We start from the raw sequence: 24,594 nt of genomic DNA, 5'->3' as shown, positions 1-24,594 counted from the left end.
GCGGAGCCGATCGGAGGCACCCCGCCGACCGCTCACGGCGGGAGGCGCCCCCGTCTCGCGTTCCCGGCATCGGCCGTCGGTAACGATCCCGAAGCAGATTCCCGTGCATCGTCACCACGACACACTTTCATCCCATTTGTCCGCTTTCATGGCGCCACCATGCCGAGGAGAGCCGAAGAGTCGGGGAGGGAAGAAACAGGAGAATTCGCATGGAGTTCCACGCGGATGCGCCATCCCGCCGCACACCCGGCCGACCGTCCGGCGAACGCCGCCGCACGGTCCTCTCCCCCCTACCCTGCTTCCCCCGGCTCAGGACAGCGGCAGCGACGACCGGAGCACCAACGGGGCCTGATCCGACCACCGGCCCACCGGAACTCCGGGTGACGAGCAGCAACGACGAGCACCGTTCCCCGCCCCGCGAGCGCGCCCCCTCCTCGCCGTTGATCTCGGGAGAGTCGGGGTAATACTCGCCGGTATTACCCCGACTCTCCCGAGATCAACGGGGGTATCGATGCGGGCGGCAGGCAGTGCCCCCCGGGGCGGCCGGGGCCCGGAGAGCTCCACCACGCCAGCGGACACGACCTGCGGATACGGAGACGGCGCGACCAGAACGCGGTTCGGGTCGACCGCACCCCGATTCCTCCCCTCCCCGTCCCTCGCCCGCTCAGCCGACCCGAATCCGACTACCGGGAGTGATATCCGCCACCACAAACGGCATTGGCGTGCCACAAGCGGGCGATTCGGCACCGAATCCGGTTCTGGTGTCGCCGACTTCGCACACCGCCGCCTCCCTCGCGGACGATCAGGCTGCCGGAGGGGGATCCAAGAGGGACAGAACTCCGCCCAAACCGAACATTCCGGGCGCGATACGGGTTTTCAGTCGGCCGGAGCCCGCGTTTCGGACGCCTCAGGCCGACGAGGAGGGCAAGAACGATGCGGGGGCGGCCCGAAGGGCCCGGGGAGCTCCAAGGAGCGTTCTCAGACCCGCCTGGCCCCGTTCGGCCCCACCTATGAGCAGACGGAGCACCGCCCCCTCGATCGGCCCGGACGACGACCACCCGTGCACCGGTGTCACCCATCGACCTCGACTCAGGCGGGGTCCGCTGGAGTGGTGGAAGAAGTGCGCGACCGCGGATGGCGGCCATTCGAGCGGCGCACCTTCACAAACGCACTACCCGGGCGCCGCAGAGGTCTCGGGTCCGTCGAGCGTGGTGAATCCACCACCCTGGGCTGGATGCACCGACCGCACCTCCCGCCCCGCACCGCAGGACTTGCGGGACCGAAGCCCCGCCCGAAGGACGCAGGCCTGACGGCCTCCGCGGACTCCAGCGACCACTCGCCCCCACCGCGCCGCGGCCGACCGCGAGCGCTCCCCGGGGGCTCGTCAGTGCCTGCGGCTCGTCAGCGCTCCTTTTCGCGGGCCACGCGGCGGCGGAGAGCCTCCTCCAGGACCTCGCAGTCGTCGAACGGGAGAACCTCGCCGCCGATCTTCTGCCCCCGCTCGTGGCCCTTCCCGGCCACGACCACCACGTCCCCGGCCCCGGCCCGGTCGACCGCCAGGGCGATCGCCTCCGCCCGGTCCGGCTCCACCGTGATCCGCGCCCGCTCCTCGCGCGGCGCCCTGGCCACGCCCTCCAGCATCGACCCGAGGATCGCCACCGGGTCCTCGCTGCGCGGGTTGTCGTCGGTCAGCACCACCGCGTCGGCCAACCGCGCCGCCGCCTCCCCCATGAGGGGGCGTTTGGACCGGTCGCGGTCGCCGCCGCAGCCCACCACGATCGTCAGCCGCCCCTCGGTGACCTCCCGCAGGGAGGTCAGGACCGCCTCGATCGCGCCCGGCTTGTGCGAGTAGTCCACCACCGCGGTGAAGTCCTGGCCCGCATCGACCCGCTGCATCCGGCCCGGCACCCCCGGCGCGGCCGCGACACCGTCGATGGCGGTGTGCACCGGCACGCCCGCCTCCACCAGGCCGACGATGGCGGCCATCGCGTTGGAGACGTTGAACGGCCCGGGCAGGCCGACCGACGCCTCCAGCTCCACCCCGCCGGGGCCGACCACGCGGAAGGTGCTGCCCTGCGCGCCCAGGCGCACGCCCTCGGCCCGCCAGTCGGCCTCCGTGTCGCCCTCCGAGGAGAAGGTGGTGACCGGAACCTCGCCGTCGGCGGCGACCATGTCCACCAGCGCCCGCCCGAACCGGTCGTCGCGGTTGACCACGGCGACCTTGGTGAAGCCCGGCGTGAACAGCCGCGCCTTGGCCTCGAAGTACTCGCGCAGGTCGGAGTGGAAGTCCAGGTGGTCCTGGGACAGGTTGGTGAAGATCGCCACGTCGTAGGTGGTGCCGTCGACCCGCCCCAGCGCCAGGGCGTGGCTGGAGACCTCCATGGCGGTCGCGGCCACGTCCTGCTCCAGCATGGCGGCGAACAGCCCGTGCAGGTCGGTGGCCTCCGGGGTGGTGAGCGAGGAGTCGACGCGCTCGCCGCCCACCCGCATCTCCACGGTGCCGATCAGTCCGGTCCTCTCCCCGGCGGCGCGCAGCCCCGACTCCACCAGGTAGCTGACCGTGGTCTTGCCGCTGGTGCCGGTGGTGCCGATGAGCATCATCCGGTCGGCCGGGTGGCCGTACACCCACGCCGCCACCTCGCCCAGCACCGACCGCGGGTCGCCCACGGTCACCACGGGCAGCCGGGTGGCGGCCGCCCGGTCGTAACCGGCCGGGTCGGTGAGGATCGCCGCCGCGCCGGCGCGGGCCGCCTGGTCGGCGAAGTCGGCGCCGTGCACCTGTGTCCCCGGCAGGGCCGCATAGAGGTCGCCGGGCCGCACGGCGCGCGAGTCGTGGGTGATCCCGGTGATCACCGTCGCACCGGGGTCGGCGGCCTCCTCGTCCAGGCCCTGGTCGACGCAGGTGACGAAGGCGTCGGGGCCCAGGAGGCGGGCCAGCTCGGAGAGCGGGCGGAGCTGCTTGTGGTCAGGTCGCATAAGGGGTGGCACGCCGAGAGGTTATCGGCTGTTCGGGGCCCACGGATAATCCACCGCGCCGTGCTCCTCGGCACGCGGCCGCGGCCGCTCCTCCGGTGGCCCGCTCCCCCGGGCGCCTGCCGGGCCCCGCCTCTGAGGCGGGGCCCGGCAGGCGCGCGGAAAGGCCCGCGCACACCACTCGGATCCCTCGGGCCACTCGGGCCACTCGGGCCACTCGGGCCACTCGGGCCACTCGGGCCACTCGGACTACTCGTCCTCGAAGAGCTTGATGTTGGGCGGCTCGGTCTCTGTCGGCGGGATCTTCAACGTCTTGAGCCCGAACGACATCACGTCCTTGAACAACGGCCCCGCGGCCTCGCCCCCGTAGTACTTCTCCTGCGGGTTGTGCAGGACCGCCTGCACGATCAGCTCCGGGTCGTCCGCCGGGGCGAAGCCCACGAACATCGCCGTGTAGCTGCGCTTCTCGTACTGCCCGGTCTCCGGGTCGACCCTGTTGGCCGTGCCGGTCTTGCCCGCCACCCGGTAGCCGTCGATCCGCGCCTGCTGGGCGGTGCCGTGCTCCCCGGTGACCGCCTCCAGCATCAGCGACACCTCTTCGGCGGTCTTCTCGCTGATCACACGCTCCTTGGCGGGCTCCTCCGAGGGGTGAAACTCCCCCGCCTCGTCCTCGGTGCCCGCGACGACGGTGGGCTCCACCCGCACGCCCCCGTTGGCGACGGTGGCGTACACGCTGGCCATCTGCATCGCGGTCACCGACAGGCTCTGCCCGAAGGAGACCGACGCCAGCTGCGTGCCCCACCAGTCGTCGGGGTGCTTGAGCACGCCGGCCTCCTCCCCCGGAAGGTCCAGGCCGGTGGGGCGGCCGAAGCCGAACTTGGTCAGGTAGTCGTAGAGCCCCTGGGCACCCAGCTGCTGGCCGACCTTGATGGTGCCGACGTTCGAGGACTGGGCCATGATCCCGTTGAGCGTCATCCGCTCGGTGTCGTGGAACGAGGAGTCCTTGAAGGTGCGGTCCAACACCTGCATGTCGAACGGCACCGTGTAGACCGTCTCCGGCGTGGTCACCCCCTCCTCCAGCGCCCCGGCCGCGGTGATCACCTTGTTGGTGCTGCCCGGCTCGAACACGTCGGCGACCGCGCCGTTCTTACGGTCCTCGGCATCGGTGTCCGCGATGTCGGTGGGGTCGTAGGTGGGGTAGTCGGCCATCGCCACCACCTCCCCGGTGGGGCGCATGGCGATGACGCTGCCGCCCAGGGCCCCCAGTTCCTCGGCGGTCTCGGCCAGGGCCTGCTGGGCGTACCACTGCACGTCCTGGTCGAGGGTGAGGCGCACGTCCTTGCCGGGCACCGGCTCCTCGGCGTACCCGCCGGCCATGGGGATCTGGGTGCCCGTGGCCCCCATCTCCACCTGCTGCTTGCCGGGCCGCCCCGCCAGGGTGGAGTCCAGCACCGCCTCCAGACCCTCCAGGCCGGAGCCGTCGTCGCCGACGAACCCGACCAGGTCGGCGGCTCCGGACTCCTCCGGGTAGACGCGCTTGTAGTCCTTCTGGGCACCGACCCCCTGCAGTCCCAGGTCGGACAGGTCCTTCCAGTCCTCGGGCGAGACGTCGTGCTCGACCACCTTGTAGCGGTCGGGCGCCGCGTCGACCTTCTCGGCGACCGCGTCGGGGTCCAGGTCGAACCGGGAGGACAGCTCGGAGACGACCCGGTCGCGTTCGTCGTCGCGGATCTCCTCGGGGTCGACGAAGACCGTGCGCACCTCCACCGACAGGGCGAAAGGGTTGCCGTCGACGTCGGTGATGGACCCGCGGGTGGTGGGGATGTCGATGGTGGCCATGCGCGACCCCGCCGCCTTCTCGGCGTAGGTGGCGGCGTTGATGCCCTGGACGTAGACCAGGCGGCCGGAGAAGACCAGCATCACCGCCGCCATCATCAGCACCGCCATGCGCAGCCGCCGCTGCGAGTCGCCCCGGCGGAAGCGGCGCCGCAGCAGCGGCGGCGGGGAGGGCGGTGCCCCTCCGCCCGACCGGGGCCGGGAGGCGGGGCGGCGGCGCGGCGGCTCCTGCCCCGCGGGCCGACGGGGGCGGGCGCTCTGGCCGCGGGGGCGGTCCGGGCGCGCGCCGCGCGGCGCCGGGCCGCGGGCGGGCCGCCGCGGGTCGCGGGGGCGCCCGTCTCGGGACGAGCTCAACGGCGGCCCTCCGCTCTACCTCTGCGGACTGGTCTCGCGCTCACCTGCCGTCCTCTCCGTTTCCGTGCACCTCGTGCGCCCACGGCCCCCCTGCGCTCGCGCCCCGCGCGCCGCCGCCTCCGGCGCGCCGCGCCCGGGACGGGGCCGGCGGGCCCTGCCCGCCGTCCCCGCGCCCTGCCGTCCGTCGGTCGCCCCGAGGGGCCTCATCGGCCGTTTCCGGAGGCCGCTCCGGCGTCCGCGCCCTCCTCGGCGCCCTCGCCGCTGATCCGGCCCTCTTCGGTGTAGAGGAACACGGGCGCATCGCCCTGCTCCATGCCCAGCTCCTCGGCCTCGCGGGCGATCCGCTCGGTGGACTCCCCGTGCGTGACCTCCTCGGCCAAGCCCTCCTGCCGGTGGGTGAGCTCGCTGTTCTCGGCCTGCAGGCGCGAGATGGTGAAGGAGTCCTCCACCAGCACGGTGCGCAGCGCCAGCAGGCTGATCAGCGCTCCGGCCAGCAGCCCCAGCACCAGCAGCACGAACGGCATGCGCGGGGCGCGCGCCTGCGCCGCCGTGCGGCGGGGCGCGCCGGCCGTGCGGGTGCGCGGGGCCGCCCCCTTCCCCTTCTCCGACGGACGGGTGCGCGCCGGGGCGGCGGCGCCCGTGCGCGGGCCGCCGGCGGGGGCACGCGTACCGCGGGGGGCGCCTCGGGTGGTCGTGGTCATCTCCTGCCCTCCCTCTACCGGTCCTCGCGGCGGCCGCTCAGCGCCGTCGCGTCCGCTCCGCGGCCCTCAGACGCGCCGAGGCGGCCCGGGGGTTGCGCTCGCTCTCCTGGTCGCCGGGGACCTCTCCGCCCCGGGTCAGCAGGCGCAGCTCGGGCTGCCGGTCGGGAAGGGGGACCGGCAGGTCGGGCGGCGTGGTGTCGGTGGCCAGCGCCGTCAGCGCCCGCTTGGTCATGCGGTCTTCGAGGGAGTGGTAGGACAGCACCGCGATGCGCCCGCCCACGGCCAGGCGGTCGATCGCGGCGGGCAGGGCGCGCTCGAGGATCGACAGCTCGCCGTTGACCTCGATGCGCAGCGCCTGGAAGGTGCGCTTGGCGGGGTTGCCTCCGGTGCGGCGGGTGGCCGCCGGGATCGCCTCGCGCACCAGCTCGGCCAGGCGCCGGGTGGAGTCGATGGCGGTGCGGGCGCGCTCGCGGACGATGGCCTGGGCGATCCGCCCGGCGAAGCGCTCCTCGCCGTAGTCGCGCAGGATGCGGGCCAGGTCCGCGGCGGGGTAGGCGTTGACGACCTCCGCGGCGGTGAGCGCCTGGGTGCGGTCCATCCGCATGTCGAGGGGGGCGTCGTAGGAGTAGGCGAAGCCGCGGCCGGCCTCGTCCAGCTGGGGCGAGGACACGCCCAGGTCGAGCAGGACGCCCTGGACCTCGGGGATGTCCAGCCCGTCGAGGACGCCGGGGACGGCGTCGTACTCGGCGTGGGCGAAGTGCACCCGGTCGGCGTAGGGGGCCAGGCGGGCGCGGCTGCGGTCCAGGGCGGTGGTGTCCCGGTCGATGCCGACCAGGCGCAGCGCCGGGTGCGCGCGCAGCAGGGCCTCGGCGTGCCCGCCCAGGCCCAGTGTCCCGTCGACGACGACCGCGCCGGGCGCCTCCAGCGCCGGGCGCAGCACCTCCGCGATCCGTTCCAGCATCACCGGAACGTGCGCGGCGCGCTCGCCCTCTCCGGCGTCGGTCTCCCCCATCAGCACAGCTCCCCCTGGTCCTGCTCGTTGCCGCCCTCGGCGGCCGTCCCCCGCTCCGCCCCCGCCCGGACGGGCCTTCAGACGCGGGGGCCACCTGGCGCCGGGGAAGTCACGTCAGCTGGCACCGGGCCGCGTCTGAAGGCCGGGGGTCCAGGCGGGGCGGTGATGAGATCGGGATCGGGCGCCGCGCTCACAGCACCCCCGGCAACACCTCCTCGGAGAGTTCCGCGAACGCCTGCTCCTGCTCGGCCTCGTAGTCGGCCCAGGCGCCGGCGTCCCAGATCTCCAGGCGCGTGTTGGCCCCGATGACGACGCACTCCCGCTCCAGCCCCGCGTAGCCGCGCAGGGCGGGCGGCACGGTGATCCGCCCTTGCTTGTCGGGGACCTCGTCGGACGCGCTGGCGAACAGGACGCGGCTGTAGTCGCGCACCGCCTTGGCGGTGACGGGCGCCGTCCGGAGGTTCTCGGTGATCCGCTGGAACTCGTCCACGGGAAAGGCGTAGAGGCAGCGCTCCTGGCCCTTCGTGATCACCAGTCCCCCCGACAGTTCGTCGCGGTACTTCGCCGGAAGGAACAGCCGCCCCTTCTCATCGAGGCGCAGGGAGTGCGTGCCGAGGAACATCCGGCCCCACCTCCCAAGCCCCGGTGGAGCAGTCTCCTCCTCCACGTTGCCCCACTGTACTCCACTCTTCCCCACCGTCAACAGTTCCAATCGCGCTTCCGCGGCATTTCGGGCCACAAACGCGCAGGTCAGAACAGGTGGGGCGGAGTGGGGGGCGCGGGGAGGGGCACCGGGGGCGGCGCGGATCACCCCCTGTCGCCCCACCCCGCCGGCCGCTCCGCCGGCCGCTCCGCCATCCGGGCCGACAGCCGGGCCGACAGCCGGGCCGACCGTCGCGCCGGCGTCCGGCACCCGATTCCCACCGGAGCCGCGCGCGCTCCCCCGCCGCGGACCGGCCGCTACGGGTTGTTCCGTTTAGGTTTGCTTTCCTCCCTTTTCCTTCTAGCCTCAATTCCGCGGCGCCCTCCTCTCCGGGCGCCGGTGCAACCGTCGGCCGTTCCACCGGGAAGGGGACACGTGTCACTCGGCACCCACCACAACGGCCAGGGCCACCCGGGCCCGGGGGCGGCCGAACCGCTTCCGGCGGCCGCCGCCCGCATCCGCCAGGCGGTCGAGTCGGTGATCGAAGGCAAGCCCGAGGTCGTGCGCATGGCGCTGACCGTCCTGCTGGCCGAGGGGCACCTGCTCATCGAGGACGTCCCGGGGGTGGGCAAGACGATGCTCGCCAAGGCGCTGGGCAAGGCGGTGGACTGCTCGGTCCAGCGCGTCCAGTTCACCCCGGACCTGCTTCCCGGCGACATCACCGGGGTGAGCGTCTACCACCAGGAGACGGGCGAGTTCGAGTTCAACCCCGGCCCGGTCTTCGCCAACATCGTGCTGGGCGACGAGATCAACCGCGCCTCCCCCAAGACCCAGTCCGCGCTGCTGGAGTGCATGGAGGAGATGCAGGTCAGCGTCGACGGCACCCCGCGCCCGCTGGAGCGGCCCTTCATGGTGGTGGCCACCCAGAACCCCGGGGACATGGAGGGCACCTACCCCCTGCCCGAGGCCCAGCGCGACCGGTTCATGGCGCGCATCGCGGTCGGCTATCCCACGCCCCAGGCCGAACTGGACATGATCGACATGCACGGGGCCGACACGCCCCTGGACCGCATCGCCCCGGCCGCCTCCGTGGCCGACGTGCGGTCCATGGTGCAGCAGGTGCACACCGTGCACGTCGCCCCGGGCGTGCGGCGCTACGTGGTGGACCTGGTGGCCGCCACCCGCACCTCCCCCGCCCTGCGGCTGGGCGCCTCCCCGCGCGCCACCCTGCACCTGGTGCGGGCGGCGCGCGCGTACGCGGCCCTGGAGGGGCGCGGCTACGTGGTGCCCGACGACGTGCAGGCGCTGGCGGTCCCGGTGCTGGCCCACCGCCTCCTGCTGGCCCCCGAGGCCCGGGTGGAGCGCCGCACCTCCGAGCAGGTCGTCGCCGAACTCGTGGCGCGCCTGCCCATTCCCAGCCCCCGCTGAGAGGTGAGCACCCTGCCCCCCTTCACCGCCCGAGGTACGGGACTACTGGTCGCCGGCGCGGTGTTCCTGGGCGCCGGACTGTTCATCGGCGAGCGCGCGCTCGCGGCGGTGGCGGTGCTCCTGCTGGCGCTCCCCCTGCTGTCGCTGCTCTCCCTCGCCGGGGCCCGGCGGTCGCTGGTGCACAGCCGGACGCTGCGCCCGGCCCGCGTGCCCGTCGGCGCGCAGGCGCTGGTGATGGTGCGGGTCGCCAACGCGGGCCCCGTCCGCTCGATCGGCGGCGTGCAGGCGGAGGACGCCCTGCCGCCCGCCCTGGGCGAGCGGCCGCGGTTCCGGATCGGCCTGCTGCCGCCGCGCGGCGCGCACGACATGGCCTACCGGGTCGCCGCGGCCGAGCGCGGCCTGCACCCCGTCGGTCCGCTGGACGTGGTGCTGACCGACGCCCTGGGGTGCGCCCGCCTGCGCCGGCGCCTGGGGGACGCGGCCTCGCTCCTGGTGACGCCCCGGCTCGTCCCGCTGGGCCCGGACGGACCGCAGGGCGGCGCGGCCGAGCTGGGCGAGAGCCCGACCCGGTCGATGGCCGCGGGCGGCGAGGACGACCCGGTGCCCCGCCCCTACCAGCGCGGCGACGACCTGCGCCGGGTGCACTGGCGCAGCACGGCCCGGCACGGGGCGCTGATGGTGCGGCGCGAGGAGGCCCACCACGCCGAGGACGCCGACGTGCTGGTGGACATGCGCGGCGGGGCGTCCCGCCCGGTCCTGGAGACGGCGGTGAGCGCGGCCGCGTCGGTGGCGGTGCACCTGCAGGCGCGGGGGCGCCGGGTGCGGGTGGTGACCGGTTCCGGCCGGATCGCCGAGGCCGACGCGGTGCAGGGCGGCGGCGCGCGCATCGCCGAGGCGCTGGCGCTCGCCCCGGCCGACCGCCCGGACGCCCCCGGGCCGTGGGCCCTGGCCGAGGCCGACTCCTCGGGCGGCCCCCTGGTCGCGGTGGCCGGCGCGCTCGGCACGGCCGACGCCGAGGCGCTCTCGGCGATCGGGGCCGACCGGGACCGCGTGGCCCTCCTGTGCTCCCCGGACGCCCCGGGCATCGCCGAGGCCGAGGCCGCCCTGGCCCGGTCGGGCTGGAGGACCCTGCGCATCCGCGGGATCGACGACCTGCCCCGGGCATGGGCGGCGCTGCCGGCCGCGGTGGGAGGCCCGCGATGAGGGCCGGAATGCGCTCGGCCGCCCTGACGCTCGCCGCGGGGGGCGCGGTGCTGTGCTCGCTCCCGCTGCTGGCGCCCCTGTTCACCGGGCCGGAGTGGGCCCACCCCGCGGTGGCGGCCGTGATCGCGATGGCGCTGTCCGGGGCGGCCCTGCGGGCCGTGCCGCGCGCCGCCCCCGCCGCCACACCGGTCCAGGTCCTGGTGGGCGTCGCGGTCGTCACCGCGCTGGCCGCCCCCGGGCAGGCGGTGCTGGGCGTGGTGCCCACGGGGGCGTCCTTCGAGCACGCCGCCGAGCTGTTCGCGCAGGGGCGCGCCGAGATCGACGCCAGCCCCCCGCCGATCGACGGCACCCCGGCGCTCTCCCTCATCGTGGCCGCCGCCGCGGTGCTGGTCGCCCTGGTCGCCGACCTGTTCACGGCGGTGGCGCGCACGCCCGCGCTGGTCGGCCTTCCGGTGGCGGCCTTCGCCGCGGTGCCGCTGGCCGTCGACGACGCCGGCCTGGGCCCGGGCCCCTTCGCCCTGGCCGCCGGCGGCTTCGTCGCGCTGCTGGCCGTCGACGGTCTGCTGCGCGGCACCGAGGGCGCGGCGGGGTCCCCCATGGCCTCCTCCGGACAGGCCCGCGCCCTGGGGGCGCTGTGGCACGGGACGGCGGGCGCCGGAGCCGCCGCGGGGGCGCTCGTGCTCGCGCTCGTGGTGCCGTCGGCGGTGCCGGGGCTGAGCGACGGGCAGGTGCACCGGATCGCCGACCCCACCCGGTTCGGCGAGGAGACGGTCACCACCCAGCACCCCCTGGTGTCCCTCCGGCGGGACCTGGGCTCGCGCTCGGACACGGTGGTGCTGGACTACACCACCGACACCGACGCCCCGGGCTACCTGCGCACCTTCACCCTGGACTCCTTCGACGGCACCGACTGGACCATGTCGTCCGTCCGCGCCGAGGACGGCACCCGGGTCGGCGGGGATCTCCCCCCGCCGCCGGGGCTGGGCCCGGCGGCGCCCGCCCGGGAGGTCACCACCCAGGTGCGGCTCCGGCGCGACCCCGGCGAGGTCGACTTCCTCCCGCTGCCCTACCCGGCGCGGCGGGTCGACGTCGACGGCAGCTGGTACGCCGACCCGGACTCGCTGATGGTGTTCAGCGTCGAGGACCAGGACGTGGAGCCCCGCTACACGGTGACCAGCCTGGCCGCACCCGACCCCGCCGACCTGGCCGACCGCTCCTCGTCCCCGGGGGTCTCCGGCCGCTACACGGACCTGCCCGGAGGGATGGACCCCCGGGTCGGGGAGCTGGCGCGATCGGTGGCCGGGGAGGAGGGCGGCCCGCTGGAGCAGGCCGTGGCCCTGCAGGAGTGGTTCACCGCCGGCGCCTTCACCTACGACCTCGACCCCCCGGCCGTGCCCGAGGGCGAGGACCCGCTGGCCCGGTTCCTGTTCGAGGACCGGGTGGGCTACTGCGAGCAGTTCGCCGCCGCGATGGCGGTGATGGCGCGCTCCCTGGACATCCCCGCGCGGGTGGCGGTGGGCTACACCTCCGGCTCCCCGGCGGGCGGGGACGCGTGGCAGGTGCGCGAGTCCGACGCCCACGCCTGGCCGGAGCTGTACGTCGAGGGGGCGGGGTGGCTGCGCTTCGAGCCCACGCCGTCCTCGTCGGACGGCCAGGGGTCGGCGACGGTGCCGGAGTACGCCGCGCCCGGGGCGCTGGAGGAGGCGGAGGAGCCCGAGGCCACCGCCTCCCCGGACCGGCCGGAGGAGACCTCCGGGCCCGACCGGCCGCAGGAGGACGAGGAGGAGCCCGAGCCGGAGGAGGAGCAGGCCGCCGGCGGCGCCGACGCCCCGGACGGGCCGCGGTCCGACGGGGGCCTCGCGTGGCCGGAGTGGGCCGGTTCCGCGGCGTCGGCCGCCGCGGCCGCGGTCGGGGTGCTGGTGCTCCTGCTGCTCCCGGCGGCGGCCCGTACGGTGGCGCGCCGCTCCCGGGTGGCCCGCGCGGGCCGCGGGGGCGCGCCCGCACAGGCGGCGTCGGCCGCCTGGCGCGAGGTCCGGGCCCAGGCCGAGGACCTGGGGCTGGGCTGGACCCCGGCGGAGTCCCCGCGCGCAGCGGCGCGCAGGCTCACCGGCGCCTGCGGGCCGGCGCGGGAGGGCACCGAGGCGCTGTGGCGGCTGGCCCTCGCCGAGGAGGCCGCGCGCTACGCCCCGGAGCCGGCGGCGACCACCCCGGGGGCCCTCGTCGCCGACATGAGGAGGACCAGGACGGCGCTGCGGGCATCGGCCTCCCGGGGCGCCCGGGTCCGTGCCGCCCTGCTGCCCCGTTCGCTCGTCACCATGGGGCTGCGGCCGCGCCGCCGGCAGGAGGCGGCCCACCGGGCCGGACCCGCGATGATCTCGGGGAGATCGACCTGACAGAGGACCTCTTAAGGCCGGCCTCCCCGAGATCGACGACACGGGGGGTGCCGGGGACGGGGGGGGTGACACCGCTCCAGCGGTAGCGCCGCCGAACGCACGGCATTCGGGCGGCCTCCGTCGTGGCGGCCGCCGACAAGGGCGCCAGGGGCCCCTCTCCGCTGCGCGGACCTCACCGGGGAAGCACGAAAACGCGCCCGACCGATCGCACGGTCGGGCGCGCCTTCACCTCGTCGTCGTCCCCGCCTGCGGCGGCGCAGGCTGGCCCGTCGTGGTGGGTCCGGCTAGAGCCGGGCGGTGGCGCCGGCGGGCGCGGTCAGCCGTCGCCCTCCTGGCGGCGGCGCCAGCGCTCCTCGAAGCGGTGCATCATCCCCGGCTTCTGCTGCCGGGGCTGCTTGGCCTTAGGGGCGCTCGCGGCCCCGCCTTCGCTTCCCCCGGAGCCCTTGCGCCAGCCCGAGAGCCCCCACAGGGCGCAGGCGAGCATGATGAGGAACCCCAGGGCGCCGACCACCGGCTGCTGGAGGACCATACCGCCCATCAGGACGGCGATCCCCAGGACGAAGCCGATGGAGGCCTTGATGATCCAGCGCTTGTAGTGGACCGCGGGGTTCGTGTGCCGAACGGTGTTCGCGAACTTCGGGTCCTCGGCATACAGCGCCTGCTCGATCTGGTCGAGCATTCGCTGCTCGTGTTCAGAGAGCGGCACGGCGCCTCCCAAAGACAGTCCCCGGTTGGGGCGACGGGTACTGAACGACGGTCTGTTGGTCAGTGATATGCCCAGAATACGGTGCCCTAGCGCCTACTGGAAAGAAGCGCCGAGCCTGTAGCCGTCCCACATCGGTCACATTACCCTCACCGTTAGAACTCCACACCGGTACGGCCACCCCGCTTCCGCTGTTCCTCCCGCCCTGCGGGCGATCCGGTCCCGGACCGACCGCCGGGTGTCCCTCCATTGTTCCCGAGGCACCGTCCGGCAACCCGGGGCCGATCGGACGTCGTCGCACGGACGAACGCCCGGTGTCGGCTGAACGTACGGTCCGACGCGAAAGTGCCGTGTTCCGTTCCCTTTCCCGGGTCATTCGTCGTCCCCCTCGCGCTCGGCCAGGCTGGCCGGGCGCAGGGCCGCGCTGCCGAAGCGCCGCGCCACCGCGTCCATCACCCGCTCGGCCTCGCGCCACCCCCGCTCGGGCTCGTCCAGGGTGGGCTGGTGGTGCGCCTCGGAGGCGGCCATGATCCCCTCCACCCGCACCCCGACCAGGCGCAGCCGCACCCGCTCCATCCCCGCCGAGGCGTACAGGTCCCGGGCCACGGCGCTGATGTCCCGGGCCACGTCCGTGGGGTCGGACAGGGTCCGCGAGCGCGTCACCGTGGTGAAGTCGGCCCGGCGCAGCTTGACCACCACGGTCCGGCCGACCTGGCCGGAGGCGCGCAGCCGGCGCGCGGTCTTCTCGGACAGCCGCAGCAGCTCGCGGCGGATCGCCGCCGGATCGTCCACGTCGGTCGGGAAGGTCTCCTCGGCGCCGATGCTCTTGTCCGGCGAGGTGGGCACCACCCGGCGCGGGTCGCGGCCCCGGGACAGGTCGGCCAGCTGCTCCCCCAGCGCCTGGCCCAGTTCGGAGCGCAGCGTCTCGCGCGGCACCCGGGCCACGTCGCCCACGGTGCGCAGCCCCAGCCGGGTCAGGGCGCGCTCGGTCTTCTCCCCGACCCCGGGCAGCGCCCCCACCGGCATCGGTTCGAGGAAGGCGGTGACGTTGCGGGTGGGCACCAGCAGCAGCCCGTCGGGCTTGCAGCGGGTGGAGGCGAGCTTGGCGGTGAACTTGGTGGAGGCGATCCCGACCGAGCAGGTGAGCCGCTGCTCGGCGCGGACGCGCTCGCGGATCAGCTCGGCGATGCGCACCGCGCCGCCCAGGCGCCTGCGCGCCCCGGAGACGTCCAGGAAGGCCTCGTCCATGGAGAGCGGCTCCACCTCGGGCGTGACCGAGCGGAAGACGTCCATGACGGCCTCGGAGACCGTGCGGTAGGCGGCGCCGTCGGGCGGGAAGACCACCGCGTCCGGGCACAGGCGCAGGGCCCGCACCATCGGCATCGCCGAGTGCACGCCGAAGGTGCGGGCGAGGTAGTTGGCGGAGGAGACGACGCCGCGCGGGCCGGTGCCGCCGACGATCACCGGCCTGCCGCGCGCCTCGGGGTGCTCGAGCTCCTCGACGCTGGCGAAGAAGGCGTCCATGTCGATGTGGAGGATGCCGCAGTCGGCCTCGTCCTCGGGCCGGGCGGCGCTCAGCGGCTCGATGCCCCCGGCGCCGACCATCCCCCGCACGGGTTCGCCCCGCTCCAGCTGCCGTCGGCTCATGCGTCCAGTGTGCCCCCTGGTGGGCACGGCCGCGGACGGGCTCAGAGCGGACGGAGAGGCGGTCGGCGGCCCCGGGCCACGCGCTCGGCCTCCCCATCGGCGCGGAGGAGGCCGCCCCCTCCGCCGAGCAGTGGATTCCTCGTGCCCGTGCCGCGCGGATCCGTCGGGGCGCCACCGGTGCGGGCGGCACACACCGCCGGCCGAACGCTTCGGCAGGTGCACGCCGTGCCCCCGGTGTTCGCCCCCGTGGTCGGTCCTCGAACGCCGAACGGCCGCCCTCGCACACGCGGGGGGCGGCCGTCGGCCGTTTCGGTCCGGGTCCTTCCCGAGAGCTCCGGCTCAGGCCTCCGGGCGGTGGGCGACCACGTGGAGCTGGGTGGCGATCCCGGCCAGTTCCGGGCGGGACGACGCCTCGCGCTCCAGGTCGGTCAACTCCTCCTCCTGGACGGTGCCCGCGTCGTAGGCCCGCCCGGGCAGCAGGTCGGAGAAGACCCCGACCCCCCGCACCCGCGGGCTCTCCAGGCCGACGGCGGCGGCCAGGGCGGCCAGCCCCTCGGCGGTGAACCGGCGGGGCATCGGGTCGGCCTCGCCCCAGCGGCCCTGCGGGTCGCGGAGCATCCGGTGGGCCTCGGCGACCCCGCCCTGCAGCACCCGGTGCAGCGCCGCGGCCGAGGCGTTGGCCGCCAGCACGCTCACCGCGCCCCCGGGCGCCACCGCGGCCGCCACGTCGGCCAGCGCCGCCTGCGGGTCCTCGACGTACTCCAGCACGTTGTGCACCACCACCAGGTCCGCGTCCCCGGCGGGCAGCAGGGAGGCCAGGTCGCGGGTGTCGCCCTGCAGGCCGCGCACCCGCACACCGCCGTCGGCGGCGCGGCGCTCCAGCGCCGCCAGGGAGTCGGGGCTGGGCTCGACCACGGTCACCTCGTGCCCCAGGGCGGCCAGCGGAACCGCGGCTCCCCCGGTCCCGCCGCCCGCGTCCACGATGCGCAGGGGGCCTCCCCCGCGGCTCCCCCGCTCGGCCAGTTCGGCCAGCAGCTCCCGCAGGGCCTCCCACACCACGGCGCTGCGCGCCGTCCACGGCGCCGACCGGGCGGCGGCCCGCGCCGCCTCGCCCTCCGCGGTGCCGACCGCCTTCTCGCTCACGCAGTCCCCTTCCCTGCCGACCGCGTCCCCGCGGTCCCTCCCGGCGCCGCCGCACCGGCGTGCCGGGCGCCGGGGCCGGTCCCGGGCCCCTCGGAGGCGGTCCTCGGTTCGTACTCGGCCGGCGCGGCGCCCGCGGACGCCGCGCCCTACAGGGCCAGCCCGGCCTTGTTCTCCATCAGCCGCGAGAGCAGCCCGTTGATGAAGGTCGGCGACTCCTCGGTGGAGAGCTCCTTGGCCACGGCCACCGCCTCGGCGATCGCCACTCCGTCCGGGATGTCGCCGGCCCACAGCAGCTCGTAGGCGCCCATCCTGAGGATGTTGCGGTCCACGACCGGCATGCGCTCCAGCGTCCAGCCGATCGCGTACTCGTCCAGCAGCGCGTCGATCCGCCCGCGGTGCTCGTCGACCGCGGCGGCCAACTGCTCGGTGAACTCGTTGATCGGCGGCTCGGGCTGGGCCCGGCGCCGCTCGATCACCTCCGGCACCGTCGCGCCGCGCAGCTCGGCCTCGTAGAGCACCTCGATCGCGCGTCTGCGGGCCTTGCGCCGCGCCCCGCTCACTGCCGTTCCCCCCGTTCGCCGTGGAAGTTCCGCATCAGTTGACGCGGCCCAGGTAGTCGCCGCTGCGGGTGTCGACCTTGATCCGCTCGCCGGTGGTGATGAACAGGGGCACCTGGACGACGGCGCCGGTCTCCAGGGTGGCGGGCTTGGTGCCGCCGGTGGAGCGGTCGCCCTGCACGCCCGGGTCGGTCTGGGAGATCACCAGCTCGACGGCGGCGGGCAGCTCGACGTAGAGCGGGTTGCCCTCGTGGGTCGCGACCGTGACGACCGCGCTCTCCAGCAGGTAGTCGGCGGCGCCGCCGACGACCTCCTGCGGGACGTTGAGCTGGTCGTAGGTCTGGTTGTCCATGAAGACGAAGGAATCGCCGTCGTGGTACAGGTACTGCATGTCACGGCGGTCGACGTTTGCGGTCTCGACCTTGATCCCGGCGTTGAACGTCTTGTCGACGACCTTGCCCGAGTTGACGTTCTTGAGCTTGGTGCGGACGAACGCACCCCCCTTGCCGGGCTTGACGTGCTGGAACTCCAGGACGCTCCAGAGCTCGCCGCCGTCGAGCTTCAGGGTCATGCCGTTCTTCAGGTCGTTCGTCGTGGCCACTTCGGTCGTCTCTCCAAGGGGTCGGTGGGGCCCGGTCCTCCGGCGCCGGCCTCCGTTGGCCGCGGGTCGCGGCCCGGCCGCTCCGGCACGGCGTGCCGCCCGCGGGAGGCGGGAGGTGCGCGCTCAGGCGGCGCCGTGCGCCGGTTCGTACATGGCAGTCTAGTGGCTTCACCGGGTGCGGATGCGCAGTCCGGCCCGGTCGGGCCCCTCCTCAGGAGGCAGCGACCGCCTCGTAGGCGGTGTCGAGCAGCTCCTCGGAGGGGCCTTCGAGCGTCCCGGGGGCGGCCAGGCCGTCGAGCACGACGAAGCGCAGCACCGCGCCGCGGGTCTTCTTGTCCACCCGCATGGCCTCCCGCAGCTCCGGCCAGGCCTCGGAGGCGTAGCCGGTCGGCAGGCCGACCGAGGTCAGGATGGAGCGGTGGCGGTCCACCAGGTCGGACCCGATGCGCCCGTGCAGGCGGGCCAGCTCGGCGGCGAAGACCATGCCGATCGCCACCGCGTAGCCGTGCCGGAAGGTGTAGTTCTCGGCGCGCTCGATGGCGTGCCCCAGGGTGTGCCCGTAGTTGAGGATCTCCCGGCGCCCGCTCTCCTTCAGGTCCGAGGAGACCACGTCGGCCTTGACCGCCACGGCCCGCTCGATGAGCTCGCGGGTGTGCCGGCCGTCGGGGCGCCCGGCGCCCTCCGGGTCGTTCTCGACCAGGTCGAGGATGGCCGGGTCGGCGATGAACCCGGCCTTGACCACCTCGGCCAGTCCGCCGATGTAGTCGGCCCGCGGCACCCCGGGCAGGGTGGCCAGGTCGCACAGCACCCCGGCCGGCGGGTGGAAGGCGCCGACGAGGTTCTTGCCCTCGGCGGTGTTGATGCCGGTCTTGCCGCCGACCGCCGCGTCCACCATGCCCAGCAGGGTGGTGGGCACCAGCACCGCGCGCACCCCGCGCAGCCAGGTGGCGGCGGCGAAGCCGGCCAGGTCGGTGGTGGCGCCGCCGCCCACGCCGACCACGGCGTCGGTGCGGGTGAAGCCCAGCCGCCCCATGCGCGACCACAGGTCGGCGGCGACCGCGGCGTCCTTGGCGGCCTCGCCGTCGGGCACGGGCACGGGGTGGGCGCGGTACCCGGCGGCCTCCAGGGCGCCGACCGCGGGCCGGGCCAGCTCGCCCAGGCCTCGGGGGTGGACCACGGCGACCTGCTCGGCCCGCTCGCCGACCAGGCCGGGCAGCTCGCCGAACACGCCGCTGCCGATGACGACGTCGTAGGGGGCCGAGGAGTCCCTGACGGGGATGCGGGTGGCGCTCACCGCCCGCCCCCGTCCCCGTCGCTCTCGGGCAGCAGCTCCACGATGGCGTCGACGACCTCCTCGGGGTGGCGGCCGCCGGTGGGGACGGTGGCGGTGGCCAGGCTCTCGTAGACCGGCAGCCGCTCCTCCAGCAGCTTCTTGAGCCGGGCGCGGGGGTTGACCGCCAGCAGCGGGCGGGCCTGGTTCAGCCCGACCCGCTTGGCGGCGTCCTCGAACCCCACCTGGAGGTAGACGACGTGGTGGTCGGCCAGGTCGCGGCGGGTGTCGGCGTCCAGGACGGCTCCGCCGCCCACGGCCACGACCCCGTCCCACCCGGCCAGGGTCTCGGCGACGACGCGGCGCTCCAGCTCGCGGAAGGCCTCCTCGCCGTCCTCGACGAAGATGTCGGCGACCGCTTTGCCGGCGCGCGCCTCGATCTCGGCGTCGGTGTCGCGCAGCTCGGCGCCCAGGCGCCGGGCCAGGGCCTCGCCGACGGTGGTCTTGCCCGCCCCCGGCGATCCGATGAGGACCGTGATGGGTGTGCTCATGGCTCTCAGGTGATCTCCAGCGCGTCCGTGTAGGCCTTGAGGTTGCGCGCGGTCTCGTCCGCGGAGTCGCCGCCGAACTTCTCCAGCGCGGCCTCGGCGAGGACCAGGGCGCACATCGCCTCGGCAACGACGCCGGCGGCGGGCACCGCGGTGACGTCGCTGCGCTGGTGGTGGGCCTGGGCGGGCTCGCCGGTGACCACGTCGACGGTGTCGAGCGCGCGCGGGACGGTGGCGATGGGCTTCATGGCGGCGCGCACCCGGAGCGGTTCCCCGGTGGTCATGCCGCCCTCGACGCCGCCGGCGCGGTTGGTGCGCCGCCGCACCCCGTCGGGGCCGGGCTCGATCTCGTCGTGGGCGGCCGACCCGCGCCGCGCCGCGGTGCGGAACCCGTCGCCCACCTCCACGCCCTTGATGGCCTGGACGCCCATGAGGGCGCCGGCCAGGCGGGCGTCGAGGCGGCGGTCCCAGTGCACGTGGCTGCCCAGGCCGGGCGGCAGGCCGTAGGCCAGGACCTCTACGACCCCGCCGAGGGTGTCGCCCGACTTCTTGGTGTCGTCGACCTCCTCGACCATGCGCGCGCTCGTCTCGGGGTCGAACACGCGCAGCGGATCGGCGTCGACGCGCTCCAGGTCGTCGGGCCCGGGCAGCGTCCCCTCGGGCACCTCGACCGGCCCCATGGCGACGACGTGGCTGAGCACGCGCACGCCCAGGACCTGTTCCAGGAAGCGGCGGGCGACCTCGCCCACGGCGACCCGGGCGGCGGTCTCCCGCGCGCTCGCGCGCTCCAGCACCGGGCGCGACTCGGTGTGCCCGTACTTCTGCATGCCGACCAGGTCGGCGTGGCCGGGGCGGGGCCGGGTGAGCGGTGCATTGCGCGCCGCGCCCTCCAGCTCCTCGGGCGGCACCGGATCCGGCGACATCACCTTCTCCCATTTGGGCCACTCGGAGTTGCCCACCTCGACGGCGATGGGCCCGCCCTGGGTCAGGCCGTGCCGGACGCCCCCGATGAGGCGTACCTGGTCCTGCTCGAACTTCATCCGGGCTCCCCGGCCGTACCCGGCGCGTCGGCGGCGCAGCGCGGCGGCGATGTCGTCCGAGGAGACGGACACGCCGGCCGGGAGGCCCTCCAGGATCGCGACCAGGGCCGGCCCGTGGGACTCACCCGCGGTCAGCCAGCGCAACATGGCACGATCTTCCCACGGCGCGGGGCGGGGCACACATCGGAGGGGCCCCTGCGTCAGGTCGGGGCCGGCCCTCGGGCGGGGCGGCGCCGCGCGGCGCCGCGACCGGCGCCTCTCAGGCGGTCAGGGCGGCCAGCGGGTCGCCGAAGACCAGGACCGCCAGGGCGCCGCCGATCATGAAGGGCCCCAGCGGGATCTCGGTCTTGCGGGTGGCCTTGCCCAGCAGGATGAGGAACAGCCCCACGGCGGCCGAGCCGACGAAGGCCAGCAGGGTGCCCGAGACCACCCCGCCCGCCCCGGCCTGCCAGCCCAGGTAGAGGCCCAGGAGCCCGGACAGCTTCACGTCGCCCCACCCCATCCCGGCGGGGTGGATGAACCAGAGCACGAAGTAGAAGGCGAACAGCCCGGCCCCGCCGCCCAGCGCGCCGGCCAGGGCGCGCCAGTCGGGGCCGGAGCTCAGCGCGGCGGCGGCGACCAGGGCGGCCGCGAGCGGGTAGGAGCGCAGCACCAGCACGTCGGGCAGGCGCTTGACGCGGGCGTCCACGGCCGCCAGCACCGTGCCCACGGCGGCCAGGAACAGCAGGGCCGCGATGCCCACCGGGGCGGTGTTCCCCTCCCAGGCCCCGGCGGTCAGGCCGACGAGCCCGAACAGCACGCCCGTGGCCGCGGCCACCGCGGCCGAGGTGGGCAGGGCGCGGCCGCACACCGGGCAGGCCCCGCGCAGCGCGAAGCCGCGCACCGCGGGGGCGGGAAGGGCGCGCAGGAAGGGCACCGGGGCGGCGCAGTGCGGGCAGGCGGGAGGCGGCGGGCCCGACTCGTCGCCGGGTTCGGGCTCGTGCGGGGTGAACAGCCGGACCAGCCGCCCGGACGCCGCACCGACGGCGGCGCCGACCAGCGCGAGCACCGCGGCCAGGACGAGGTCGAGGGGGGTGGGCATGCCGGAAACCTACCGGAACCGGGGGCCCGGCGCGCCGCCGCGCCCGGCCGGCAGGCGCCTCAGCGCTCCTTGCGGGCGCGCACCACCGCGCTCAGCTCCACGCCCCCGGGAAGCATCGGGGCCAGGTCGTCGGCCAGCCGCTCGGCGACGCGGCGCAGCTGGGCGTCGTCGCGGCGGTCCAGCTCCAGGCGCACCCCGATGTCGGCGCGCTCGGAGGCGTGCACCCGCACCCGCTCGATGCCGAACTCGGTGTGGGTGATGCGGTAGATGACCGCCAGCACCTGCGGGTCGTCCTTGGGGGCGGGCACCTCGCCGCGCTCGGCGAGCACGCTCAGGAAGCGGCCCTGCACGGTGTAGGGGTAGGGGCCGGCCACGTCCACGACCAGGGCGTCGGCGCCCTCGTCGACGGCGGCGCGGCAGGCCTCGGCCGCGGGCACCGGCACCGGCCGGGCGTCCTCGCGCCACTGCTTGACCGCGTCGACGCCGGTGAAGGCGAGCACGCCGCGGCGGCCGTCCTTGCCGACCATCACCGGCATGGCGACCTCGCTCTCCTTGTCCACCGCGAGGCCGCCGGCGCCCTCGCCGACGTCGGTGGCCACGGCGACCACGGGGACCAGCAGGCGGGAGGGGGCGAGCACGGCCAGCACCTGGCGGTCGCCGACCTCCCCGCGGGAATGGGCCTCCAGGCGGGCGGCCACCTGAGGGTCGGGGGAGCCGTCGTCGTCTCGGTAGCGCTCGGCGCCGATGATGGTCGGTCTTGTCACGACTCGCGACTCTACCCACCCGGGCGCGGTCAGAGGAGGGGGAACGGCGGTTCCGGTGCACAGGCGAGTCGGATGTCACCTCCGCGCCGGTCGGGGGACCGTTGCCGTTCGGATTACTCGCCGTTGGAGGTCGCTCCTGCACAATCGGAATTCCGGTGCCGGTGACGGCCGCCGGCACGGACAGACGGGGGGATCCATGACGCAGACGGCGGAGCACGGGCTGTACCCGGGCACGTGGCGCATCGACCCGGCGCACTCGGTGGTCGGGTTCACCGTGCGGCACATGATGGTGAGCAAGGTGCGGGGGCGCTTCGAGCGGTTCGACGCGGTCCTGACGGTGCCGGAGGACCCGCTGGCCTCCAGCGTGCGGGCGACCATCGACCCGGCCTCCATCGACACCGACAACGAGCAGCGCGACAACCACATGCGCTCGGCGGACTTCTTCGAGGTCGAGGCCTATCCGGAGTGGACGTTCGTGTCCACGGGGGTGCGGCCCTCGGGCGAGGAGTTCCTGCTCGGGGGCGAGCTGACGATCAAGGGAACGACGCAGCCGGTGGAGCTGTCGCTGGAGTTCAACGGGGCGCTCAAGGACGCCTTCGGGATGCAGCGCGCGGGGTTCCACGCCGAGGCGCAGATCAGCCGAAAGCAGTTCGGTGTGGACATCGAGATGCCGATGGAGGGCGGCGGCGTCGTGGTGGGCGACCGCATCGGCATCGAGATCGACGCCGAGTTCACCCTGGACGAGGGCTGAGCCGGGGGCCGGAGGAGGACCGGCCCGGTCACCCGGCCGAGCGGGCCTGCGCGGGCGGGGCCGTGCGGGCGGGCCCGATAGTCTCGGAGGGCCGCCGCCGATGCGGCGGCCCTGCCCGTACCCGCCGACGCCCTGGGAGGACAGCCGTGCCGTCCGAAGGCTCTCCGTTCGCGCCCGAGGTGGTCCGGGCCGTGACCGCGCACATGAACGATGACCACGCCGAGGACACCCTGCTGATCTGCCGGGCTCTGGGCGGCGTCCCCGAGGCGTCGGCGGCCCGCATGACCGGGCTGGACGACGTCGCGGGAGAGTACGCCGCCACCGTGGACGGCGAGGAGGTCCGGGTGCGCATCCCCTGGGCGCACCGCCTCACCGGACGCGGCGAGATCCGCCGCGAGGTCGTGCGCATGTACGGGGAGGCCTGCGAGAAGCTGGGCGTGCGGCCCCGGGCGGAGCACTGAGGGCAGCGGCTCCCCTCCCCTGCCCCAGGCCCCTCCCCCGACCCCCTGCGCCCCCTAGGTGACACCTCCTTCGGTTCCGCCGGTTCCGTGGGACGGCCACCGCCCCGCTGTCCCCATGGCAGGGACCGGCGACCGAGGGCGGTGGATTCACCACCCTCGATGCACGCAGGGACGCCGACCGCCCTCCAGAGCGGCCCCTCACGGCCTCCGCCGGGTTCGAGCGGTGAGACCGGCCGACCGCCGTCCGCCCGCTGGAGCCGCGCGCATCCGGCGCCTGTGCGTGGAGGGGGTGGAGGGGACGGGCGCGACCCGCTCGACGCTCGCCTCCCCTCCGGCCCTCTGGACCCACCGGCCCTTCCGACCGTTCCTGGTGCCCGCCTCCGTGTACTCGGCCCGCTCACAGGTCCGAGCACCCCAGTAGGGGAAGAATGGGGTATTCGGCCCCCGTCCCGCCGCTTCGGCTCGCCTAGTCTGGGAAGCGCCCCGACCGCCCCCTCCCCGGGTCGTCCGGCCCGGGTCCCGACCGCAGACGAAGGACGCCGCGCGCACGATGGCCGATCCGCAGCACAGCGAACCCGACACCCCCTCCGACCCGGCCGCGCCGACCACCCGGCTCGACCCGGCCGCGGACGGCAAGACGCGGTGGGTCACCCGTGTGCTGCGCCCCGGCGGTGACGACGGGCCCACCGTCCGCGTCGACCGCGCGGGGACCACGACGCCCCGCCCGCGGCCCACCGCGCGCACCACCGCGGCCCCGCGCGGCGGCCCCTCGGCCGGGGCCACCGCCGTGCACACCTCCGGCCGGCCGTCCTGGTGGCGCAGGGCCGCGGCCGCCGTCGCCTCCTGGTTCGCCCGGATCATGGCGCGGGTCGTGGTCGGCCCGGCCGGCGAGCTCGACTACGCGGTCCCCGCCGAGCTGCGGCGCCGCTACACCGTGCTGGGCCGGATCGGCGCCGGCGGCGAGGCCGTCGTCTACCTGGCCGAGCCCGCCGCCCCCGCCGGGGAGGGCACCGGCACCCGGCTGGCGCTGAAGGTGTACCGGCCGGGCCACGACATCAACCGCGAGCTGCTGGAGCGGCTGCAGGCGCGGGGCTCGGCCGACCCGCACACGCCCTCCATCCACGGCTACGGCCACGCCGGCAGCGCCTGGGGCGACCAGGTCGCCTGGGAGGCCCAGGAGTACTTCCCCGACGGTTCGCTGCGCACCCTGCTGGAGCAGGCGCCGCTGGACGACGACCGGGCAAAGGAGCTGGTCGGGGCGGTCGCCGAGTGCCTGCGGCACTGGCAGGAGGAGCTGCAGCACAACCACACCGACGTCAAGCCGGAGAACCTGCTGATCCGGTCGGCCGACCCGCCGGTGTTCGCGCTGACCGACTTCGGCGGCGCGGTGCGCGCCACCATGAGCCGCGTCTACGGCACCCTGGCCGTCACCGAGGAGTACGCCGCCCCGGAGGTGGTGGAGGGGCGCCGGGAGGCGCCCGCCGC

21 protein-coding genes are annotated in these 24,594 nt (G+C 75.3%); 6 read left to right on the top strand and 15 right to left on the bottom strand.

Annotation, left to right across the window (positions count from 1 at the left end; all coding sequences use genetic code 11):
- Positions 1–1,401: 1,401 nt before the first annotated feature.
- The 5 genes from C892_RS0114730 to mraZ all read right to left on the bottom strand — a co-directional run bounded on the left by C892_RS0114730 (position 1,402) and on the right by mraZ (position 7,498).
- Complete coding sequence (locus C892_RS0114730) at positions 1,402–2,976, bottom strand: UDP-N-acetylmuramoyl-L-alanyl-D-glutamate--2,6-diaminopimelate ligase (protein WP_017557838.1); 1,575 nt, start codon at positions 2,974–2,976, stop codon at positions 1,402–1,404.
- Between the two features lie 246 nt (positions 2,977–3,222).
- Positions 3,223–5,163 carry a peptidoglycan D,D-transpeptidase FtsI family protein gene (locus tag C892_RS0114725; RefSeq protein ID WP_017557837.1) on the bottom strand — a complete coding sequence of 647 codons (1,941 nt, stop codon included), beginning with the start codon at positions 5,161–5,163 and terminating at the stop codon, positions 3,223–3,225.
- Positions 5,164–5,366: 203 nt separating this feature from the next.
- Positions 5,367–5,864: a cell division protein FtsL gene (locus C892_RS0114720; RefSeq protein ID WP_017557836.1), complete on the bottom strand. Its 498-nt coding sequence runs from the start codon at positions 5,862–5,864 to the stop codon at positions 5,367–5,369.
- 37 nt (positions 5,865–5,901) lie between these two features.
- On the bottom strand, positions 5,902–6,876 hold the full coding sequence (gene rsmH, locus C892_RS0114715; protein ID WP_193374782.1) for a 16S rRNA (cytosine(1402)-N(4))-methyltransferase RsmH: 975 nt from the start codon (positions 6,874–6,876) through the stop codon (positions 5,902–5,904).
- A gap of 190 nt (positions 6,877–7,066) precedes the next feature.
- Positions 7,067–7,498 carry a division/cell wall cluster transcriptional repressor MraZ gene (gene mraZ, locus C892_RS0114710; RefSeq protein ID WP_017540430.1) on the bottom strand — a complete coding sequence of 144 codons (432 nt, stop codon included), beginning with the start codon at positions 7,496–7,498 and terminating at the stop codon, positions 7,067–7,069.
- Positions 7,499–7,954: 456 nt separating this feature from the next.
- Between mraZ and C892_RS0114705 the strand changes: the two genes are divergently transcribed.
- From C892_RS0114705 to C892_RS0114695, 3 genes are read left to right on the top strand one after another with little or no spacing between them, the layout of a single operon-like run.
- On the top strand, positions 7,955–8,947 hold the full coding sequence (locus tag C892_RS0114705) for an AAA family ATPase (protein WP_017557834.1): 993 nt from the start codon (positions 7,955–7,957) through the stop codon (positions 8,945–8,947).
- Positions 8,948–8,950: 3 nt separating this feature from the next.
- A complete protein-coding gene (locus C892_RS0114700; protein ID WP_017557833.1) occupies positions 8,951–10,150 on the top strand; it encodes a DUF58 domain-containing protein in 1,200 nt (399 codons plus the stop codon).
- A complete protein-coding gene (locus C892_RS0114695) occupies positions 10,147–12,543 on the top strand; it encodes a transglutaminase TgpA family protein (RefSeq protein ID WP_275041827.1) in 2,397 nt (798 codons plus the stop codon). Before C892_RS0114700 ends, C892_RS0114695 begins: the two co-directional genes overlap by 4 nt.
- 316 nt (positions 12,544–12,859) lie before the next feature.
- On the opposite strand, the gene C892_RS0114690 is transcribed toward C892_RS0114695, so the two are convergent.
- From C892_RS0114690 to C892_RS0114645, 10 genes are all read right to left on the bottom strand, one after another.
- Positions 12,860–13,249 (bottom strand): SCO2097 family morphological protein, encoded by a 390-nt coding sequence (locus C892_RS0114690; RefSeq protein WP_039820710.1) that lies wholly within the window; start codon positions 13,247–13,249, stop codon positions 12,860–12,862.
- Positions 13,250–13,618: 369 nt separating this feature from the next.
- Positions 13,619–14,893: a DNA polymerase IV gene (locus tag C892_RS0114685; RefSeq protein ID WP_239647401.1), complete on the bottom strand. Its 1,275-nt coding sequence runs from the start codon at positions 14,891–14,893 to the stop codon at positions 13,619–13,621.
- Positions 14,894–15,232: 339 nt separating this feature from the next.
- Positions 15,233–16,036, bottom strand: coding sequence for a methyltransferase (locus C892_RS0114680; protein WP_017557830.1), 804 nt, complete (start codon positions 16,034–16,036; stop codon positions 15,233–15,235).
- A 146-nt stretch (positions 16,037–16,182) separates the two neighbouring features.
- A complete protein-coding gene (nusB, locus tag C892_RS0114675) occupies positions 16,183–16,596 on the bottom strand; it encodes a transcription antitermination factor NusB (protein ID WP_017540422.1) in 414 nt (137 codons plus the stop codon).
- Between the two features lie 34 nt (positions 16,597–16,630).
- Positions 16,631–17,194, bottom strand: a complete 564-nt coding sequence (gene efp / locus C892_RS0114670) for an elongation factor P (RefSeq protein WP_017540421.1) — start codon at positions 17,192–17,194, stop codon at positions 16,631–16,633.
- A gap of 211 nt (positions 17,195–17,405) precedes the next feature.
- A complete protein-coding gene (gene aroB, locus C892_RS0114665; RefSeq protein WP_017557829.1) occupies positions 17,406–18,488 on the bottom strand; it encodes a 3-dehydroquinate synthase in 1,083 nt (360 codons plus the stop codon).
- Positions 18,485–19,015 (bottom strand): shikimate kinase, encoded by a 531-nt coding sequence (locus tag C892_RS0114660; RefSeq protein ID WP_017557828.1) that lies wholly within the window; start codon positions 19,013–19,015, stop codon positions 18,485–18,487. Before C892_RS0114660 ends, aroB begins: the two co-directional genes overlap by 4 nt.
- 5 nt (positions 19,016–19,020) lie before the next feature.
- Complete coding sequence (gene aroC / locus C892_RS0114655; protein ID WP_017540418.1) at positions 19,021–20,199, bottom strand: chorismate synthase; 1,179 nt, start codon at positions 20,197–20,199, stop codon at positions 19,021–19,023.
- A 112-nt stretch (positions 20,200–20,311) separates the two neighbouring features.
- Positions 20,312–21,133 carry a prepilin peptidase gene (locus C892_RS0114650; RefSeq protein ID WP_017557827.1) on the bottom strand — a complete coding sequence of 274 codons (822 nt, stop codon included), beginning with the start codon at positions 21,131–21,133 and terminating at the stop codon, positions 20,312–20,314.
- Between the two features lie 59 nt (positions 21,134–21,192).
- Positions 21,193–21,897: an SseB family protein gene (locus tag C892_RS0114645; protein ID WP_017540416.1), complete on the bottom strand. Its 705-nt coding sequence runs from the start codon at positions 21,895–21,897 to the stop codon at positions 21,193–21,195.
- Positions 21,898–22,093: 196 nt separating this feature from the next.
- Here C892_RS0114645 and C892_RS0114640 point away from each other — a divergent pair, with 196 nt between their 5' ends.
- The 3 genes from C892_RS0114640 to C892_RS28960 form a co-directional block, all read left to right on the top strand.
- Entirely contained in the window at positions 22,094–22,648 is a 555-nt protein-coding gene (locus tag C892_RS0114640; protein WP_017557826.1) for a YceI family protein, read from the top strand.
- A 146-nt stretch (positions 22,649–22,794) separates the two neighbouring features.
- The gene (locus C892_RS0114635) at positions 22,795–23,109 is read left to right on the top strand and encodes a DUF2470 domain-containing protein (protein WP_017557825.1); all 315 of its coding nucleotides are present in this window, start codon (positions 22,795–22,797) and stop codon (positions 23,107–23,109) included.
- Between the two features lie 550 nt (positions 23,110–23,659).
- A partial coding sequence (locus tag C892_RS28960) for a protein kinase domain-containing protein (RefSeq protein ID WP_017557824.1) occupies positions 23,660–24,594 on the top strand: 935 nt, incomplete at its 3' end.

The sequence above is a fragment of the Nocardiopsis baichengensis YIM 90130 genome, from assembly GCF_000341205.1.
In the GTDB taxonomy this organism is placed as follows: domain Bacteria; phylum Actinomycetota; class Actinomycetes; order Streptosporangiales; family Streptosporangiaceae; genus Nocardiopsis_A; species Nocardiopsis_A halophila.
The sequence above is the reverse complement of the archived record's forward strand: the minus strand, read 5'-3'. Positions and strand labels throughout refer to the sequence as shown.

Bases quoted from the DNA above. Each gene is read 5' to 3' on its own strand.
- C892_RS0114650 (WP_017557827.1), bottom strand. From the start codon at position 21,133: ATGCCCACCCCCCTCGACCTCGTCCTGGCCGCGGTGCTCGCGCTGGTC.
- rsmH (WP_193374782.1), bottom strand. From the start codon at position 6,876: ATGGGGGAGACCGACGCCGGAGAGGGCGAGCGCGCCGCGCACGTTCCG.
- C892_RS0114660 (WP_017557828.1), bottom strand. From the start codon at position 19,015: ATGAGCACACCCATCACGGTCCTCATCGGATCGCCGGGGGCGGGCAAG.
- C892_RS0114685 (WP_239647401.1), bottom strand. From the start codon at position 14,893: ATGAGCCGACGGCAGCTGGAGCGGGGCGAACCCGTGCGGGGGATGGTC.
- C892_RS0114695 (WP_275041827.1), top strand. From the start codon at position 10,147: ATGAGGGCCGGAATGCGCTCGGCCGCCCTGACGCTCGCCGCGGGGGGC.
- C892_RS0114720 (WP_017557836.1), bottom strand. From the start codon at position 5,864: ATGACCACGACCACCCGAGGCGCCCCCCGCGGTACGCGTGCCCCCGCC.
- C892_RS0114640 (WP_017557826.1), top strand. From the start codon at position 22,094: ATGACGCAGACGGCGGAGCACGGGCTGTACCCGGGCACGTGGCGCATC.
- mraZ (WP_017540430.1), bottom strand. From the start codon at position 7,498: ATGTTCCTCGGCACGCACTCCCTGCGCCTCGATGAGAAGGGGCGGCTG.
- aroC (WP_017540418.1), bottom strand. From the start codon at position 20,199: ATGTTGCGCTGGCTGACCGCGGGTGAGTCCCACGGGCCGGCCCTGGTC.
- C892_RS0114730 (WP_017557838.1), bottom strand. From the start codon at position 2,976: ATGCGACCTGACCACAAGCAGCTCCGCCCGCTCTCCGAGCTGGCCCGC.